Here is a 16442-nt window from a genome sequence, read left to right on the forward strand (position 1 = left end):
CTGTCGTTATACGGAGAAAATTATGGAACGTCTTGAACATCATGCCAGCTTTGATGGGTGGCAGGAAGTTTATCAGCATGAGTCTGGCACGCTTGGCTGCACGATGAAATTTGGTGTTTATACTCCACCCCAGGCGCTTAACGGTAATGTACCGGTACTCTACTGGCTTTCCGGTCTGACCTGTACGGAACAGAATTTTATTACCAAATCGAGCGTTCAGCGTTATGCCGCAGAGCATGGGATCATGATTGTGGCACCAGACACCAGTCCGCGTGGCACCGATATTCCTGATGATCCTGACTACGCTCTCGGTCAGGGGGCCGGATTCTATGTTAATGCAACCCAGGAGCCCTGGGCGACACATTACAAAATGTATGACTATGTGGTAAACGAGCTCCCGTCCCTGATTGAAGAATGGTTCCCGGCGTCTGATAAAAGAAGTATCAGTGGACATTCGATGGGCGGACATGGCGCCCTGATGATTGCGCTCAGAAACCCGGGCCGCTATCAGAGTGTATCCGCATTCTCACCGATCGTCGCACCTTCTCAGGTGCCCTGGGGAGAAAATGCATTGTCTGCTTATCTGGGTGATGATCGGGAATACTGGAAGCAGTACGACACGGTTGAGTTGATCCGTAAAGCGCAGGAAAGGCTACCTCTGCTTGTAGACCAAGGACTGAATGATGAGTTTCTGAAGACTCAGCTTCAGCCGGAGAGACTGAAGAGCGTTTGTGAGGACACCGGTCATCCGTTGACGCTTAACCTGCGTCCGGGACACGATCACAGCTATTACTTTATCTCCAGCTACATTGGCGACCACATTGCACATCATGCAGCAGCACTGACGCGCTAAATTCAGGAATTATGGTTATGGTACATTTCTGCGATCAAAAACATCATGTTGTCGTGATAGGGGCTGGGTTCGGTGGACTCTCCGTTGTCAGAGAACTGGAAGAGCCGGGCGTTTCGATCACAATCATTGACCGGAGTAACCACCATCTGTTTCAGCCTTTACTTTATCAGGTCGCTGGCGCATCACTGCCATCAGCAGAAATTGCCTGGCCCGTTCGCTCTCTGTTTCGTCATCGTGAGGATGTACGTACCCTGATGGCCGAGGTCCAGGATGTGGATACCGATTCACGGGAGGTTCTGCTGAAAGATGGTTCCCGAATTGATTATGACACGCTTGTCGTTGCCACTGGGGCCACGCACGCTTATTTCGGTCATGATGAGTGGGAACAGTTTGCGCCGGGACTGAAGAACCTGGATGATGCCACGACCCTGCGCGCACGGATCCTTTCCGCTTTTGAACAAGCTGAGAATACCACTGATCCCGCGTTACGGGCTGCCTACCAGACATTCGTCATTGTCGGGGGGGGACCGACAGGCGTTGAGCTGTCCGGGACCATTGCCGAACTGGCAAGGAAAACGCTGAAAAATGATTTCCGTTCTATTGATCCGACAGAGACCAGAATTATTCTGGTTGAAGCCGGACAACGATTGCTCACTGCCTTCCCGGAGTCATTATCGGAATATACCCGTCAGTCCCTGGAGAAACTGGGAGTGGAAGTCAGTTTTGGCCAACCGGTAACGGAATGCTCTGCCGAAGGCGTAGTATATGGTGGGCAACCTCTTCCTGCCAAAACGATCATCTGGGCAGCAGGCGTCACTGCTTCTCCGGCTGCACGCTGGCTCAAGACGGAAGCTGATCGGGCTGGTCGGGTTATCGTGGGAGCTGATCTCACGCTCCCGTTACACCCTGAAATATTTGTAATAGGTGATACCGCGGCCGTGACCGGAGAGGACGGCAGGATGATCCCGGGCATTGCTCCGGCCGCAAAACAGGAAGGACAGTATGTGGCTAAACTGATCCAGTCCCGTTTAAAGGATGAAAAACCTGTCCTGAAACCTTTCCGGTACCGGCATCAGGGGAACCTGGCGACCATCGGTCGCGGACTGGCTGTGGTTGATATGGGACGGTTAAAACTCCGGGGAGCCATGGCGTGGTGGTTCTGGAAAATTATCCACCTGTATTTTTTGATCGGAACCAGAAACCGGTTGAGTGTCGCTATCAGCTGGATCTGGAACCACAGTATCGGATACAGGGGAGCCCGCATTATCACGGGAGGTAAATCACCTGATCCGGATAAGAGTGCGGTCCATTCCCGCTCAGAAGAGTGATACCTGAACCTTACTGATGCCGCTGAAACATCAGCGGCATTCCTTATTTAATCACCGGCGCCGGCGCAGGCAATCCGCTTACTGCTGCATAAATCCCTTTTGTCATTATTCCTTCTTAACTAATGGTTCGGCACATCGGTTAACGCCATTCAACGTAACCAGCGTCAGAAGTAAAGTTGATTTACGTATTACAGGATTAAACTATGTCAAAGAAACTTTTTGGTGCCCCCCCAACCCTGACAGACGCCAGTAATTCTGTTGTGGTACGTGGTGCCAGGGAGCACAACCTTAAAGAGGTGGATGTCTCTGTTCCGCGTGATGCACTTGTTGTCTTTTCGGGGGTCTCTGGTTCCGGTAAGTCTTCACTGGCTTTTGGAACCATTTATGCTGAGGCGCAACGACGCTACTTTGAATCGGTTGCCCCGTATGCGCGGCGCCTCATTGATCAAGCCGGTGTTCCGGATGTGGATGCCATTGATGGACTCCCCCCTGCAGTTGCCCTTCAACAACAGCGAGGAACCAGCAATGCACGCTCTTCTGTCGGCAGTGTGACCACCTTATCGAGCCTGGTGCGCATGATGTATTCCCGGGCGGGAGCCTATCCGGCAGAACAACCTATGCTCTATGCTGAGGATTTTTCTCCTAACACGCCTCAGGGAGCATGTCCATCCTGCCATGGTCTCGGACATATCTATGATGTGACAGAAGCACTGATGGTACCTGATCCGTCACTCAGTATCCGGGACAGAGCCATTGCCTCCTGGCCACCTGCCTGGCACGGACAAAATCTTCGCGACATTCTGGTGACACTGGGCTATGACGTCGATATCCCCTGGAAAGAGTTATCTGAAGAAGAGCGACACTGGATCCTGTTTACTGAAGATACCCCGACGGTGCCGGTCTACCCCGGACTCAGCCCGGAAGACACACGTGTCGCAGTCAGGGAAAAAATGACTCCGGGTTATATGGGGACGTTTACAGGGGCGCGACGTTATGTTCTGCATACCTTTGCACACACCCAAAGTGCACTGATGAGGAAACGCGTCTCCAGTTTTATGGAAGGTAAACTGTGTCCTGTCTGCCACGGAAAAAGGCTTAAACCGGAATCATTGTCAGTCACTTTTGCTGGAGTGGACATCGGTGAGTTTATGCAGATGCCTTTAGACCAGCTGGCTGAGTTGCTTCTTCCTATCTCCCGGGGGGATTTCAGTACGCATCATGCCGGGGCTGATACTGACAGGGATATCACCCGCCGGGACCGGACAGAACGCGCAGGTTCCGGCAGAGCAGTCCATTCTGTAACGCCGGATGTCCGCCGGACCTCAGCATTATCGACAGAGAAACGACTGGCTGCTCAACGACTGACCAGAGGTGTTATGGACCGGCTGTATCAGTTGCAGAAACTGGGACTTGGTTATCTGACATTAGACAGAACAACGCCAACACTCTCCGCAGGGGAACTCCAGCGATTGCGTCTTGCCACTCAGCTTAGCTCCATGTTGTTTGGGGTCGTCTATGTTCTCGATGAACCATCAGCAGGCCTGCACCCTGCAGACAGCCATGCACTTTACGATGCTCTGGAGAACCTGCGGGATGCCGGAAACTCAGTGTTTGTCGTTGAGCATGATCTTGACCTGATGCGACGGGCGCAATGGCTGGTTGATGTGGGACCCGCTGCAGGAGAACAGGGCGGTCATATTCTCTACAGTGGTGTACCTGAAGGTCTGAAAGCTATTGCTGAATCCAGAACGGCGCGGTATTTGTTTGATGAAATCAGGCCACCACAATCATACGCCCGACAGCCAGCAGGATGGTTAAAATTACAGGATATTCACCGTCACAACCTGAAGGGACTGGACGCCTGTATTCCTCTGGGGGTACTGACCGCTGTTACAGGTATTTCGGGTTCCGGAAAGTCTAGTCTGATTGCTCAGGCCTTACCTGAGCTGGTGCTTTCCTCGCTTGGCCATGAACCAGAAGACGTGTTATCCGAGGGCAGTGATGCTGAGGGACCAACCGTTACTGAGAAAACTTACGGTACGCTGACAGGCGACACCGGACTGATCAAACGTCTGGTGCAGGTTGACCAGAAACCGATAGGCCGGACACCGCGTTCTAACCTGGCGACATATACCGGACTGTTTGACCATATTCGTAAGCTCTTTGCCGGAACACCTGCTGCTAAAAACTATCATTATGATGCCGGACAGTTTTCTTTCAATGTGGCAAAAGGTCGCTGTGAAACCTGTGAGGGTGAAGGGTTCGTCAGCGTTGAACTCTTGTTTATGCCCAGTGTGTATGCCCCTTGTCCGACATGTCATGGCGCACGCTATAACCCGGATACGCTCAGGGTTCGCTGGAAGGAGCGAAACATTGCGGAAGTCTTGCAGATGACAGTGGATGAAGCCTGCAGCTTCTTTGCTGATGTAGAACCCGTGGCGCGACCTCTGCGCCTGCTGGGCGAAATCGGTCTGGGATATCTGCGTCTGGGTCAACCAGCCACTGAGTTATCCGGAGGAGAAGCTCAACGGATAAAGCTGGCAACCGAACTGCAACGTAGCCAACGTGGCCATACGCTGTATGTTCTGGATGAACCGACCACCGGACTCCATGCGTCAGACGCCGACCGTCTGCTTGTGCAGTTGCAGCGTCTTGTTGAGACAGGGAATACCGTAGTTGTGATTGAACACGATATGCGTGCAGTCGTGCAGGCTGACTGGGTTATGGACATTGGTCCCGGAGCAGGTCATGAGGGAGGCAACCTGGTTGCAGAAGGTACACCCGCCCAGGTATCACAGGTTTGTGAAAGCCGCACGGCACCGTTTATTGCCCGGGAGTTGTCACGGAACTGGTAAAAGGACAGTGTCGTCATAGCGTGAATGACGACACTGTCACGCTACTGGTATATCCCCTGAACATTTTACCTGTCATTGTAACTACCTGAAAAAATACGTGATAAGAAACCTGTTGTACCAGGGCACAGCAAAAACACCAAATCTTATCCAGTGTTAAACATCACTGTTATGCAGGTGGTAAGGAGAACCTGATGAAACTATTTACGATTGGTTTCACACAATCTTCGGCGGAGGATTTTTTTACGCGTCTGAAGGAATCCGGAGCAAGACGTATTCTGGATGTGCGTCTCAATAATCGCTCTCAGCTGGCAGGTTTTGCAAAACAGGACGATCTGAAGTTCTTTGCCCGTACTCTGTGTGATATCGATTACGCACATATGCCAGATCTTGCCCCGACGCGGGAAATGTTTGAGCGATACAAATTACAGAAAGGAGACTGGGATATATATTCTTCGGATTTCATCGATCTGATTACAAAAAGACATATCGAAACGCTCGAAAAGAGTCAGTTTGCTGATGCTTGCTTATTGTGTAGCGAACATAAACCACATCATTGCCACAGACGGCTGGTTGCTGAGTACCTGGCAGATAAATGGCCTGATGTCACTATCATGCATTTATAGTGGCTGGGTTGTGTCTGTACGCCCGAACACCAGAACACAGCTCCCACAGACTATGACGGTACCAGACGATGTTCGGACAAAAGGAAGAGGATTTAGCCTGCTAAAGCAATATGCGCTAACAGGAAGTGGCTTGATATCGAAAATCAGTGTTTGCGACGCGCTTTTTTTGACCATGCTTTTGGGCTAATATCACACCCTTCAGCCTGTATTTTGCCAATAATATAACCAGTTGTTTTATTTTATAAATAAAGCTTATCGGTATGTGCTCTGTTATGTTTGTATACTACATGGGAGGTATACATTCATTGATCGGATAATGCATACTCCGATGCAGTATATCAACTTAAAGATAGTGAGGTAAGAAATGCCCAGTACTCCGGAAGAGAAAAAAAAGGTACTGACACGGGTTCGCCGCATCAGAGGGCAGATTGATGCTCTGGAAAGAGCACTTGAAAATGGTGCTGAATGCCGCGCCATTCTCCAGCAAATTGCTGCCGTTCGTGGCGCATCTAACGGATTGATGGCTGAGGTTCTGGAGAGTCACATACGAGAAACCTTTGACCAGAATGACAACTATAGCCATGAAGTCAGTAAATCAGTTGACGATACGATTGAACTGGTTCGCGCCTATCTTAAATAGCAACTGACCGGTAAACCCGGTCACTGCTGGATGTCATTATGAACACCAACCGAACGGCATAGCCAGTCCACAGATACTACTCATTCCCTGACTATGTCCCAGGAGTCCAGTGTCGTTCAGCCAAAACAAATTTCTGCTTTGTATACCACTACGACAAATGCTGTCATCAGTTCAGGTGCGATAATTTCGTTATCATGCGCAGTACATACTGCCCTGAGTTTTCTGATCCAGTAATCATTCTCGGCACCAGTGTTCCAGGTGCCGCCTCACCCTACAGATATCTGTAATTGTAAACCGTCGCAAGACCGGTCCAGGCGATAGGGCAGAATCGCCCACTGTTCGGAAAACCAGTACTAACTGACAGTTCTGGTACTGGAGACTGGCCACAGCACTGTATAGGCCCATTCTGTACGGCGTTGTCACCTGACCTGTCTGAAGATATTTCCCGCACGCAACAGGTTACTACTCAGAAGTGATAACCCAAGTCCTCATCAAACATCAAAAAATATTTTCAGATAAAAATCAAGTGTTTATCTTTTTTTAATCCTTATCAACAGTATTGGTATTGCCAGTTACTATACTGCCGTATAGTATATGAAGCAGATGATGTACACACAGAAACAACAAGGCTATCAAGATTTAAAATGCCCTCTCTAATATTTAAACTGACGAAAGGATATTAACTATGAGTAATGTATTTTATATGCCGCCTGTAACCCTAATGGGACTTAATGCTATTCGTCTTTTAGGGGATGAACTTGTTTCAAGGGAGTTAAAAAAAGCGCTGATCGTCACTGACCGTGTTTTGGCTGACACGGGACTGGTTAACAAACTGACAGATGAGCTTGAGGCGCATAAAATTAGTTATGCAATATTTGATGGTGTTCAACCTAATCCAACAGAGAAAAATATTGATGACGGTTTAGCCTTGCTTGCAAAAAGTAATGCTGATTTTGTCATTTCCTTTGGTGGGGGGTCTTCTCACGATACAGCTAAAGGTATTGCATTGGTGGCCACTAATGGTGGGCATATTCGGGATTACTCGAAAGGTGTGCATCTGTCCAAAAAACCACAATTACCATTAGTTACTGTAAATACGACAGCGGGTACGGCATCGGAAATGACCGTATTTGCAATCGTCACTAACCAGGAAGATGAAACTAAATACCCGGTAGTGGATAAGCACTTTACGCCTATCATTGCGGTTAACGATTCTGAACTTATGGTCGCAATGCCTGCGTTCCTTACGGCAACTACAGGTATGGATGCCTTAACTCATGCAATTGAAGCGTATGTATCAACAGCAGCTACGCCTGTTACTGATGCTTGTGCTATCAAAGCAATTGAAATTATTGTTAATAATCTTAAAGACGTTGTAGATGATGGCCAAAACCGCGAAGCACGTGATGCCATGCAATATGGTGAATATCTGGCTGGAATGGCATTTTCAAACGCGTCTCTTGGTTATGTCCATTCAATGGCTCACCAGTTAGGTGGCGTTTATAATCTGTCTCACGGTTTGTGTAATGCGATCCTGCTGGGTGAAGTATCCCGATTTAATGCGAAAAAGGTTCCCGATCGTTTTGTTGAAATCGCCCGGGCAATGGGGATTGATGTCTCAACAATGACTCAGGAGCAGGCCATTAATTCTGCTATCGAAGCAATTGAGATGTTGTCGCAAAAAGTCGGTACGAATCAACGCCTGGCTGATCTTGGTGTAACGGAGGATAAACTTGCATTTATGGCACAAAATGCACTAAATGATGCTTGTTCTTTAACCAATCCTCGTCAGGCAAGCCTTTCGGAGATTATTGAGCTCTACAAAGCTCGTATGTAAGCATTCTCCTTTTTACACCGTTATCTGAATTATATCTGAAGGAAAGTTGTACAAGTTCATGGTCAGAAATTTAAATCACTTCTGACCAGAGAAATTGACCATAAACATGTCTTTTTGATACTAAGAAAATCGGGTTACCAGAGGTAACCCGATTTAAACGTTAGTGAGTTTTCATCCCAGCGGCTGTCATTAGCAATTTGAATATTGTGGCAACGACCCCCAACGCCATTACACTGACAGCCCAGATAATCACCAGCCACATCAATTTTTTCCAGAATGGACGAGGTGTTTCATCAACGGTTTTCATTTAAGTTTCTCCATTGACCTCACCATTAGTGATAACCGTCGCCAGTTTTTACCTTCCCCCGGAATACATAGTAACTCCAGCAGGTGTACATCAGGATTACAGGGATAATCAACAAGCCACCTATTAGCATAAAGCCCTGACTCTGAGGAGGTGACGCGGCCTGCCAGATGGTTACAGAAGGCGGTATGATATATGGCCAGATACTGATCCCAAGACCACTGAAACCAAGGAAGATTAATCCTAACGTCAGCATAAAGGGACCAAAGCTGGATCGACGGCTATAAACACTGCGAACGATACCCCAGCAACAAACAAGGACCAGCAATGGTACAGGCAGGAAAAAGATGACATTTGGCATACTGAACCAGCGACTGGCAATCTCAGGATGAGTCAATGGGGTCCAGACACTGATAATTGCAATAACTGCCAGTAAACCAATGGTTAACGGAGTTGCAAGCTCTGACATCCTGCGGTGAAGCGAGTCTTCTGTTTTCATAATCAGCCAGGTGCAACCCAGCAGGGCATAGGCCAGTACCAGTCCCAATCCGCAGAACAGAGGGAACGGGGCGAGCCAAACCAATGCAGAACCGCTAAATGCACGTCCGGACACACTCAATCCATTTAATAAGGTTCCGACTGCAACACCCTGACTGAAAGTGGCCAGTACAGAGCCGACTATAAATGCTTTGTCCCAGATAGGTCGATGTTCCGGGATTGCTTTAAAACGAAACTCGAAGGCCACACCACGAAAGATAAGCCCAAGTAACATTGCGGTAAGCGGAATACTAAGAGCATCAATGATAACAGCGTAAGCCAGAGGAAACGCGCCGTACAATGCCGCTCCCCCCAGTACCATCCAGGTTTCGTTGCCATCCCATACCGGCGCAACGGTATTCATCATTGTATCGCGATCGACATCGTGCTTATGAAACGGGAACAAAATACCGATTCCCAGATCAAATCCATCCATCACTATATACATCAACGTAGCGAAGACGATGATGACAAACCAGATAATTGACAGATCAATACCCATTATTTGTCTCTCCCACGTGTTGCCAAACCCTCATTTACCGCTGACAGAGGACGGGCAGGTGTTCCATCCGTTACCTCCTGATGCTCCTCAGCATGTACAGGCCCTTTTTTGATCAGACGTACGAGATATATATAACCGACGCCAAAGACTGAGGTGTAAACAAGAAGAAACGCCAGTAAGCTGATTGACATATGTAAATCGTCATGTGCAGAAACAGCATCTTTCGTTCGCTGTACGCCATAAACGACCCATGGTTGACGACCTATTTCAGTTGTGAACCAACCGGCCAGTAACGCAATCAGTCCCGAAGGCCCCATGAAGAGAGAAAAATAGAGGAACGGTTTAGATGTATAGAGACGTTTCCGCCAGCGCAGCCATACGCTGACCACCCCGAGAAGAATCATCAGCATCCCTAAGCCAGCCATTACGCGGAAAGACCAGAATATGATAGTGGAGTTAGGACGATCTTCTTTAGGGAAACTCTTCAGGGCAGGCACCTGCTTATCAAGGCTGTGTGTAAGGATAATACTGCCAAGATAAGGGACCTCTATTTTGTACTTCGTCTCTTCTGCATTCATATCTGGCAGGCCAAACAGAACCAGAGGGGTTGCTTCACCAGGTTTATTTTCCCAGTGTCCTTCAATCGCAGCGATTTTTGCCGGCTGGTGCTCAAGAGTATTCAGACCATGCGCATCACCGATAACGGCCTGGATCGGGGAAACGATTAATGCCATCCACAATGCCATAGAGAACATTTTGCGAATAGCGGGAGTATCATTGCCTTTTAGCAGATGCCATGCTGCTGATGCTCCGACAAAAAAAGCGCTTGCAAGGAAAGCCGCAGTGGACATATGTAACAGGCGGAACGGGAAGGAAGGGTTAAAGATAATTTTCAGCCAGTCTACAGGGATAACAACACCATTCTCGATGGCATAACCCTGTGGAGTCTGCATCCAGCTATTGGATGACAGGATCCAGAACGTGGAAAACAGTGTCCCCAGCGCCACCATACAGGTAGCAAAGAAGTGCAGACCGGGGCCAACACGATTCCAGCCAAACAGCATGACACCAAGGAAACCCGCTTCAAGGAAGAACGCAGTCAGAACTTCGTAGGTCAGCAATGGACCGGTGATACTCCCTGCAAACTGTGAGAAGCCACTCCAGTTGGTACCAAACTGATAAGCCATAACCAGACCGGAAACAACACCCATACCAAAGTTTACTGCAAAAATTTTTGACCAGAAGTGATAGAGCTCCTTGTAAGTGTCATTTCGTGTCTTTAACCATAACCCTTCGAGCACGGCCAGGAAACTGGCCAGACCAATGGTTATTGCTGGGAAAATAATGTGGAAGGAAACAGTAAATGCAAACTGTACCCTGGCCAAATGGAAGGCATCTAATCCGAACATAGTTCACCTTAACCCCGATAATACACTGATAATTAATTATTTCTTATCAAATCAGAGCCTTGATGAGAAATTTCGACTATTGAAAACAATCATTTTTTTGTATGAGATAAAAACTCACTTGCAAGTACATTGTTAAGCACATGATTAAATGTGTCCAATAAGTTGCAATAATGTAGTGATAGATGAGGTCGATTACAAAAATGCAGGATTTTCGTTATTGTGTCAGCAACCACGATCATTCCTGATACTGCACGATACAAATAGTGTTGAGAGTAATTCTTAATAGTGGGGGGGGTTATGTGTAACTTACTGAAAAATTTAGGTGATTAGATGTTTCTGAAATATGCATACCGTCCGGTTTTAACCACTGATACACGAAAAAATCAATATGCTCGTGCATTCTACCAGGTATATTCTGGTGTCCTGGCTAAGGATATTAAATCTCATTTTTTAAACAACAAATTATTTCATATACATATGGATTAGATTTTTGCTCTGGTATCAGAAGTAGATGTCACAAACAAAGGAATAAATAATCGACAAGGAGCTGACTACCGTCGACAGACCGCGGGAGGTGTTCAGGATCAGCTGCATTGATGAGTTCCAGGCCCTACAGGCAAATGACCCCATGCTGGTTATGCCGGAATATCCGGACCCTTGAGGCGTTTTTCTGACGAGACAATTATTTTAACAGTCAGAGACCAGAGGCACTCCTCAGCTATCAGTTCAGTCCGGAGCAGGTCCAGCGCTCTCACGGAACCGGACGTGACGAGGAGTGGAACGACAGTTCCACAGGCGCTGAAGGTGGGAGTGGCATTGAGGGTCATTATTCAACATCCGGGAATTCAGCCTGCTGCGTTGTCAGATGTACTGGCCATTCTCTCAGGCATCGCTATAAGTAACTGTCTGAATCCTGTATCCTCGAAGCTGCGCTGTAAGCAATTAATTCCCATCGTGGCAAATGCACAAAGGATGATACATGCAAACGCTAAAGAGCAGACTTGAAACGGTAGTACATTGTTTTGAAAATGATTTTCGCGGATTTAAAATCAGAAACAGTAAGACCGATGCCATGAAATGGCTAATGCGATTCAATTTGCCGTACTCTGTCCGAGAACATGAACCCGGTAAATATCTGCTTCTTAATCGTGAATATAAACCTCTGGGATTTATGGCGCAGGCCGGTGGCCACGGCGCGGAATACGCTGATTACGGTGATCATCTTCTTGCAGGTGCTCCGGGATTACTCGATAGCGATATTTATTTTTATAACGACGGTTCAACCCCGTGGGAAAGCGCTAAAAACTGGACTGCATACCAGAAGGCAGTCCTCCAGTTCCTTGAAAAACTTCCAGGCTGAGTGAATTGCCCGGATAATTTAATCAGGCCGCTTCAGCGGCCTTTTTTACGTCTGCTGTTCTGGTAACTCAGGTGATTCTGCGTTCTGAAGAGGTACCCAGTCTTCCGACTCAATGAGTTTCGGATCTCAGGAGAAGAGAAGAAGGATTTTTGCAGAAGCACAAAAAAATTCTGGATAGTTGTCATTAGGGGAATATTGCATAAAAAGCAAAATTCAAGGCTGACAAAGCCAGTAATAGCAACAAAGAGGAAAGAGAAACTTTTTTCAGGTTTTTTTACAGTCCGGCCTTAAAGGCCGCATCGGATTTTCTAAATACAGTTTTACATAAGGAAAATCGTATGACTGTATTTCTAATCCTCACCGCCATCGCATATGGCATCTTCAAAGCCGGCTGCTTCATCCTATTAGTGGTCAAGGGGTATCAGGGCTGGACATTGTTCTGGAAAAACTATGACCGTCTCCCTCATATCATCCGTTCCCGCTGCCGATATCAGAGACGATTCATTTTCAGACGCATCTGGAAGCGAATCTTCAGCCACTGATAATGTTATCGAGCGGCATCCCCAGCCCAGCCAGCCAGCACAGGCAGCACCAGGTGGTGTACACCATACTGGTCTCTCCTGATTTCCACTTACGGATGGTGCGTTCGTCCACATCCAGTCGGTTAGCCAGCTGGTTGTCAGTCAGGGGGATAAATCCCCGGACCAGCAGGATTTCGGTGACTGTAGGCTTCTGCCAGTCTTCTCCGCTGACCAGCGTATAGCCATTAAATTTGTTCAGCTCAATAAGTCCGGCGATCTGTCGTGCTATTTCGTCTTTCATTGAGTTGCGAGCCCGGATGCAGAGGGAACCAGGAGGGACCGGACATCCACGGTAGCGTCACTCGTGTCGTTGTTATCAGCACCCAGCGTCAGCTCATCGATATACTTCCTAATCTGTCCTGTCTGGTGAAGGTAATAACACAGCTTAAAAGCGAATTGTGCTCTGTCTTCGGATAACCCACACCTTGAGAAAGCTCTATTCCGAAGATCTTCAGGCGTTTCAGATGTGTATCTCTTTTGGTAGATGCTCATCACCTCTGCATGAAGCTCGGCAAACTTCATTTCGTTATTCAGCTTTAAATCATTCTTATAAATCAACCGGGCAGCATCCAGGTCATTTTTTTCAAGCAAAATCCAGCCATAAAGGGTCTCGCTTGCATGTAACCCGTCCAGAACGATCCGGCCAAGTTGATTTGCATAGATGTACTCGTTAAGCAACGTTCTGAGCCGCTCTTCCAGAAAACCGAGTTTAGTACGTAGCTGTTTCTGGACATTATCAATCTTGTTATGGATCGCCAGATTCAGCGTGAGCATATAGAACAACAGATTGATATGAGCCTCGGTGACGGCATTAAAGCTGCGTTCAGACGCTCGATCATGACTACCTCCAACGCACATTTCTGCCGTAAGACGGGTTCCCTGATGTTCCAGCACCGCATAAAGATCTATACCACGTCGTTTCACCTCACCAAGTACATCCACGGAAGGCGTTTCGAAACACGCATCATACTGGTCTATAAACTGCTGATAGGCTATGCCGGCATTTTCAAATCGCTCATCCCTGATGGCGTCCAGTATCTGTGATACCTGCTGACGGACTTCCCGCTGAAAGGCCTCCACATCTACATCGTTGTAGACAAGCGTATTCGACTGCATCGCTATCAGGCAGGCCGGGAGCGTTTCAGGCACCCGCTCGTTAGAAATGATTTTCCCGGTGATAGTGTCCCTGATTAGCTGACGCGGCTGTTCCTTAACAGCCTCTCCGGCCGCAACCTTTTTCTCAATGTCAGACCGCTTGCGCAGTTGCTGGCTCATTCCTCTTTCCCTCTGTGTGGGCTTGCTATATCACGTCATTAAAACTCAAAAGAATGTCAGCCGCAAAAGAACCGCCTAAGCATCTTTTCGGATCTGCGTGGCGGGAAAACGGTAAGAAATATGATAAATAAACAAAACGCATAAAATCATACTGTGTGTGATATTTATCGTTATTCATAATAATCATATCTGATATGATATTCTACAGTTAATACATGAATCATATGAAGTATGATTTTTGACTAAACCGGACATTATCAGACGGAGCGTGCAGGATGGATGAGAAAGAAGTGAATTTTTCACTCAGCTATGAGCAGCTGACCCGGATAGCGGAAGAACGTATCCGTGAATGCGAGCTGGACAGTCAGGGCGCTAAATACATCAGCGAATCGAGTATGGCCAGCACCCTTCTGCAATTCTGGTATGAACTGGCGATTACTGGTGCGCCAATGAAAAATTACGAACAAACCAAAGCGCTCATTGACGTCGATCATCAGCGTCTCAGAAAACTCATCTGGCCGGAGACGGATAAGCAATGACACAGGCGCGACGCCCGTCACCGCTGCAGCGGCGGGTGCTGATTGTGCTGGCCGCCCTGGATTCGAAACGTCCGGGGCCGGTGGCCACGCGGGATATTGAGCGGGTGCTGGAACAGGGCGGGGACGCCCCGGTGTACGGGCCGAACCTGCGCGCCTCCTGCCGGCGCATGGAAGCAGCGGGCTGGCTGCGCACCCTGCGCGCGCCTAACCAGCAGCTGGCCGTGGAGCTGACCGGGGCCGGACGCGATGTGGCGGAACCGCTTTATCAGGCAGCCCGTGATGACGAAATCTCCCGCCAGCGCCAGTTGAAGGTGCACAGTCTGCCCTTGCGCGAGTCGACAACCGGTGAGGCGGTGGAGGTTTTTCTCGGTGACAGCCTTCACCGTATCTGTCAGGCAGCCTACGTGATCCGGCTCGACGGCTCCACCTGTCTGCAAGTGACGAATGCAGGTGGAATACGTCAGATAATGGAAGGCGATCCCCTGCAGGTGGCTGACTTGTATCAGACCTGTTATGACGCGGGTCTTCCGGTACATATCCAGATTAACGAGAGCCAGGATTAGCCTGGCAGAAACCCTTCATGCATACCGTCTTGGAGCGGACTGGAACAACGCGCCAGGCTTGCGGCTGAATTCATGTATGGATTGCTGTCCAGACAGGGCGTGATCGACACGGCTTTCGCATCGCTGACCACAAAACCGCATCTGACGCAGGATCAGCAGGCCCTGATACAGGACATTCTTACGGATATCCGCATTTACGGCCAGCCTCACTTTGATGTCACGGCCTTTTACAACGGGATGCTCAGTTATCTGAACCGGGGCCGGTTCAGGGCGACCGGGGAGCTGACTACCCAGGACAGGCTGCGGGAGGTGTTCAGGATCAGCAGCATTGATGAGTTCCGGGCCCTGCTGGCAAATGAACCCATGCTGGTTCTGCCGGAATGCCCGGACAATAAACTGACCCTCGAGGCGTTTTTCTGGCGCGACGAATATTTTAACAGTCAGGGACCGGATGCACTTCTCAGTTATCTGTTCAGTCCGGAGCAGATCCAGCGCTATCTGAACGTCAGGGCGGAATTTGAAGACAAAGGTAAAACCGTGGAAAAACTGTCAGCCGGGCAACGGGGGACCTTCTATGTCTGCCTTAAACTGGCGGCAGATGCCTTCGGATCGCCGTTTGTATTTGATCAGCCGGAAGATGACCTGGACAATGAATTCATCATGCATAGTCTGGTCCCACTTTTCAGAAAAATAAAACAGTACCGGCAGGTCATCATCGTGACGCATAACGCCAACCTGGTGGTTAACTGTGATGCTGAACAGGTCATCATCGCGGCCAATAATGATGAAGTCATCAGTTACCGTAGCGGGGCGCTGGAATACGGAGATCACGGGGCGCCAAACAGTATGTGCAAGGCTATATGTGATGTGCTTGAAGGGGGACGCCAGGCGTTCGAAGCGCGTGAGCAAAAATACGGGATGGTGTGGCTTAACGCCATCTGATGAGTCTCAGGAACTGAAAGCAGACCCTCGTCAGGTCTGCTTTTTCTTCCGCTGTTCCGGAAACCGACTCTCCGGAGACGAATGAAATCGGGTGACATGGTGTGAATAAGGAGGCTGCAGAAATGATGAATATCATTACCCGGCCCCCCTGACAACGGGAACGCTAGGGTGATGCTGCCAACTTACTGATTTAGTGTATGATGGTGTTTTTGAGGTGCTCCAGTGGCTTCTGTTTCTATCAGCTGTCCCTCCTGTTCAGCTACTGACGGGGTGGTGCGTAACGGCAAAAGCACT

The 16442-nt window shown here is 48.6% G+C and carries 15 protein-coding genes and 1 pseudogene; 11 read left to right on the plus strand and 5 right to left on the minus strand.

Annotation, left to right across the window (positions count from 1 at the left end; translation table 11 throughout):
- Positions 1-22 precede the first annotated feature (22 nt).
- The 6 genes from fghA to ACHHZ6_RS23165 all read left to right on the plus strand — a co-directional run bounded on the left by fghA (position 23) and on the right by ACHHZ6_RS23165 (position 8136).
- Positions 23-853: an S-formylglutathione hydrolase gene (gene fghA, locus ACHHZ6_RS23140; RefSeq protein WP_000440264.1), complete on the plus strand. Its 831-nt coding sequence runs from the start codon at positions 23-25 to the stop codon at positions 851-853.
- Between the two features lie 17 nt (positions 854-870).
- The gene (locus ACHHZ6_RS23145) at positions 871-2181 is read left to right on the plus strand and encodes an NAD(P)/FAD-dependent oxidoreductase (RefSeq protein WP_000233327.1); all 1311 of its coding nucleotides are present in this window, start codon (positions 871-873) and stop codon (positions 2179-2181) included.
- A 203-nt stretch (positions 2182-2384) separates the two neighbouring features.
- Positions 2385-5036, plus strand: a complete 2652-nt coding sequence (locus tag ACHHZ6_RS23150; RefSeq protein ID WP_000038427.1) for an excinuclease ABC subunit UvrA — start codon at positions 2385-2387, stop codon at positions 5034-5036.
- A 191-nt stretch (positions 5037-5227) separates the two neighbouring features.
- Positions 5228-5659: a DUF488 family protein gene (locus ACHHZ6_RS23155; RefSeq protein WP_000765646.1), complete on the plus strand. Its 432-nt coding sequence runs from the start codon at positions 5228-5230 to the stop codon at positions 5657-5659.
- Between the two features lie 364 nt (positions 5660-6023).
- Positions 6024-6299, plus strand: a complete 276-nt coding sequence (frmR, locus tag ACHHZ6_RS23160) for a formaldehyde-responsive transcriptional repressor FrmR (protein ID WP_001141269.1) — start codon at positions 6024-6026, stop codon at positions 6297-6299.
- 685 nt (positions 6300-6984) lie between these two features.
- The gene (locus ACHHZ6_RS23165) at positions 6985-8136 is read left to right on the plus strand and encodes an iron-containing alcohol dehydrogenase (protein ID WP_007372360.1); all 1152 of its coding nucleotides are present in this window, start codon (positions 6985-6987) and stop codon (positions 8134-8136) included.
- Positions 8137-8296: 160 nt separating this feature from the next.
- On the opposite strand, the gene ACHHZ6_RS23170 is transcribed toward ACHHZ6_RS23165, so the two are convergent.
- Genes ACHHZ6_RS23170 through ACHHZ6_RS23180 form a run of 3 tightly spaced genes read right to left on the minus strand, consistent with a single transcriptional unit; the run spans position 8297 to position 10888 of the window.
- A complete protein-coding gene (locus ACHHZ6_RS23170; protein ID WP_000859348.1) occupies positions 8297-8443 on the minus strand; it encodes a DUF2474 domain-containing protein in 147 nt (48 codons plus the stop codon).
- 25 nt (positions 8444-8468) lie between these two features.
- On the minus strand, positions 8469-9479 hold the full coding sequence (gene cydB / locus ACHHZ6_RS23175; protein WP_007372361.1) for a cytochrome d ubiquinol oxidase subunit II: 1011 nt from the start codon (positions 9477-9479) through the stop codon (positions 8469-8471).
- Entirely contained in the window at positions 9479-10888 is a 1410-nt protein-coding gene (locus ACHHZ6_RS23180) for a cytochrome ubiquinol oxidase subunit I (RefSeq protein ID WP_395123087.1), read from the minus strand. The genes cydB and ACHHZ6_RS23180 overlap by 1 nt, the downstream gene beginning before the upstream one ends.
- A gap of 979 nt (positions 10889-11867) precedes the next feature.
- Between ACHHZ6_RS23180 and ACHHZ6_RS23185 the strand changes: the two genes are divergently transcribed.
- Positions 11868-12248 carry a hypothetical protein gene (locus ACHHZ6_RS23185; RefSeq protein WP_007372363.1) on the plus strand — a complete coding sequence of 127 codons (381 nt, stop codon included), beginning with the start codon at positions 11868-11870 and terminating at the stop codon, positions 12246-12248.
- Positions 12249-12779: 531 nt separating this feature from the next.
- On the opposite strand, the gene ACHHZ6_RS23190 is transcribed toward ACHHZ6_RS23185, so the two are convergent.
- Both ACHHZ6_RS23190 and ACHHZ6_RS23195 read right to left on the minus strand, forming a co-directional pair.
- Positions 12780-13070 carry a hypothetical protein gene (locus ACHHZ6_RS23190; protein WP_007372364.1) on the minus strand — a complete coding sequence of 97 codons (291 nt, stop codon included), beginning with the start codon at positions 13068-13070 and terminating at the stop codon, positions 12780-12782.
- Positions 13067-14104 (minus strand): hypothetical protein, encoded by a 1038-nt coding sequence (locus ACHHZ6_RS23195; RefSeq protein ID WP_022646506.1) that lies wholly within the window; start codon positions 14102-14104, stop codon positions 13067-13069. Before ACHHZ6_RS23195 ends, ACHHZ6_RS23190 begins: the two co-directional genes overlap by 4 nt.
- 275 nt (positions 14105-14379) lie before the next feature.
- Here ACHHZ6_RS23195 and ACHHZ6_RS23200 point away from each other — a divergent pair, with 275 nt between their 5' ends.
- From ACHHZ6_RS23200 to ACHHZ6_RS23215, 4 genes and pseudogenes are all read left to right on the plus strand, one after another.
- Positions 14380-14643, plus strand: coding sequence for a hypothetical protein (locus ACHHZ6_RS23200; RefSeq protein ID WP_022646507.1), 264 nt, complete (start codon positions 14380-14382; stop codon positions 14641-14643).
- Positions 14640-15206 (plus strand): hypothetical protein, encoded by a 567-nt coding sequence (locus ACHHZ6_RS23205; RefSeq protein WP_022646508.1) that lies wholly within the window; start codon positions 14640-14642, stop codon positions 15204-15206. Before ACHHZ6_RS23200 ends, ACHHZ6_RS23205 begins: the two co-directional genes overlap by 4 nt.
- Before the next feature lie 39 nt (positions 15207-15245).
- Positions 15246-16148: pseudogene (locus ACHHZ6_RS23210) on the plus strand (DNA repair protein); the annotation flags it as partial.
- 222 nt (positions 16149-16370) lie between these two features.
- Positions 16371-16442, plus strand: a 72-nt coding sequence (locus tag ACHHZ6_RS23215) for an IS1 family transposase (protein WP_001568368.1), incomplete at its 3' end; no start/stop codon positions are given.

Source organism: Enterobacter cloacae complex sp. 2024EL-00214 (assembly GCF_043945575.1).
GTDB lineage: Bacteria > Pseudomonadota > Gammaproteobacteria > Enterobacterales > Enterobacteriaceae > Enterobacter > Enterobacter cloacae_P.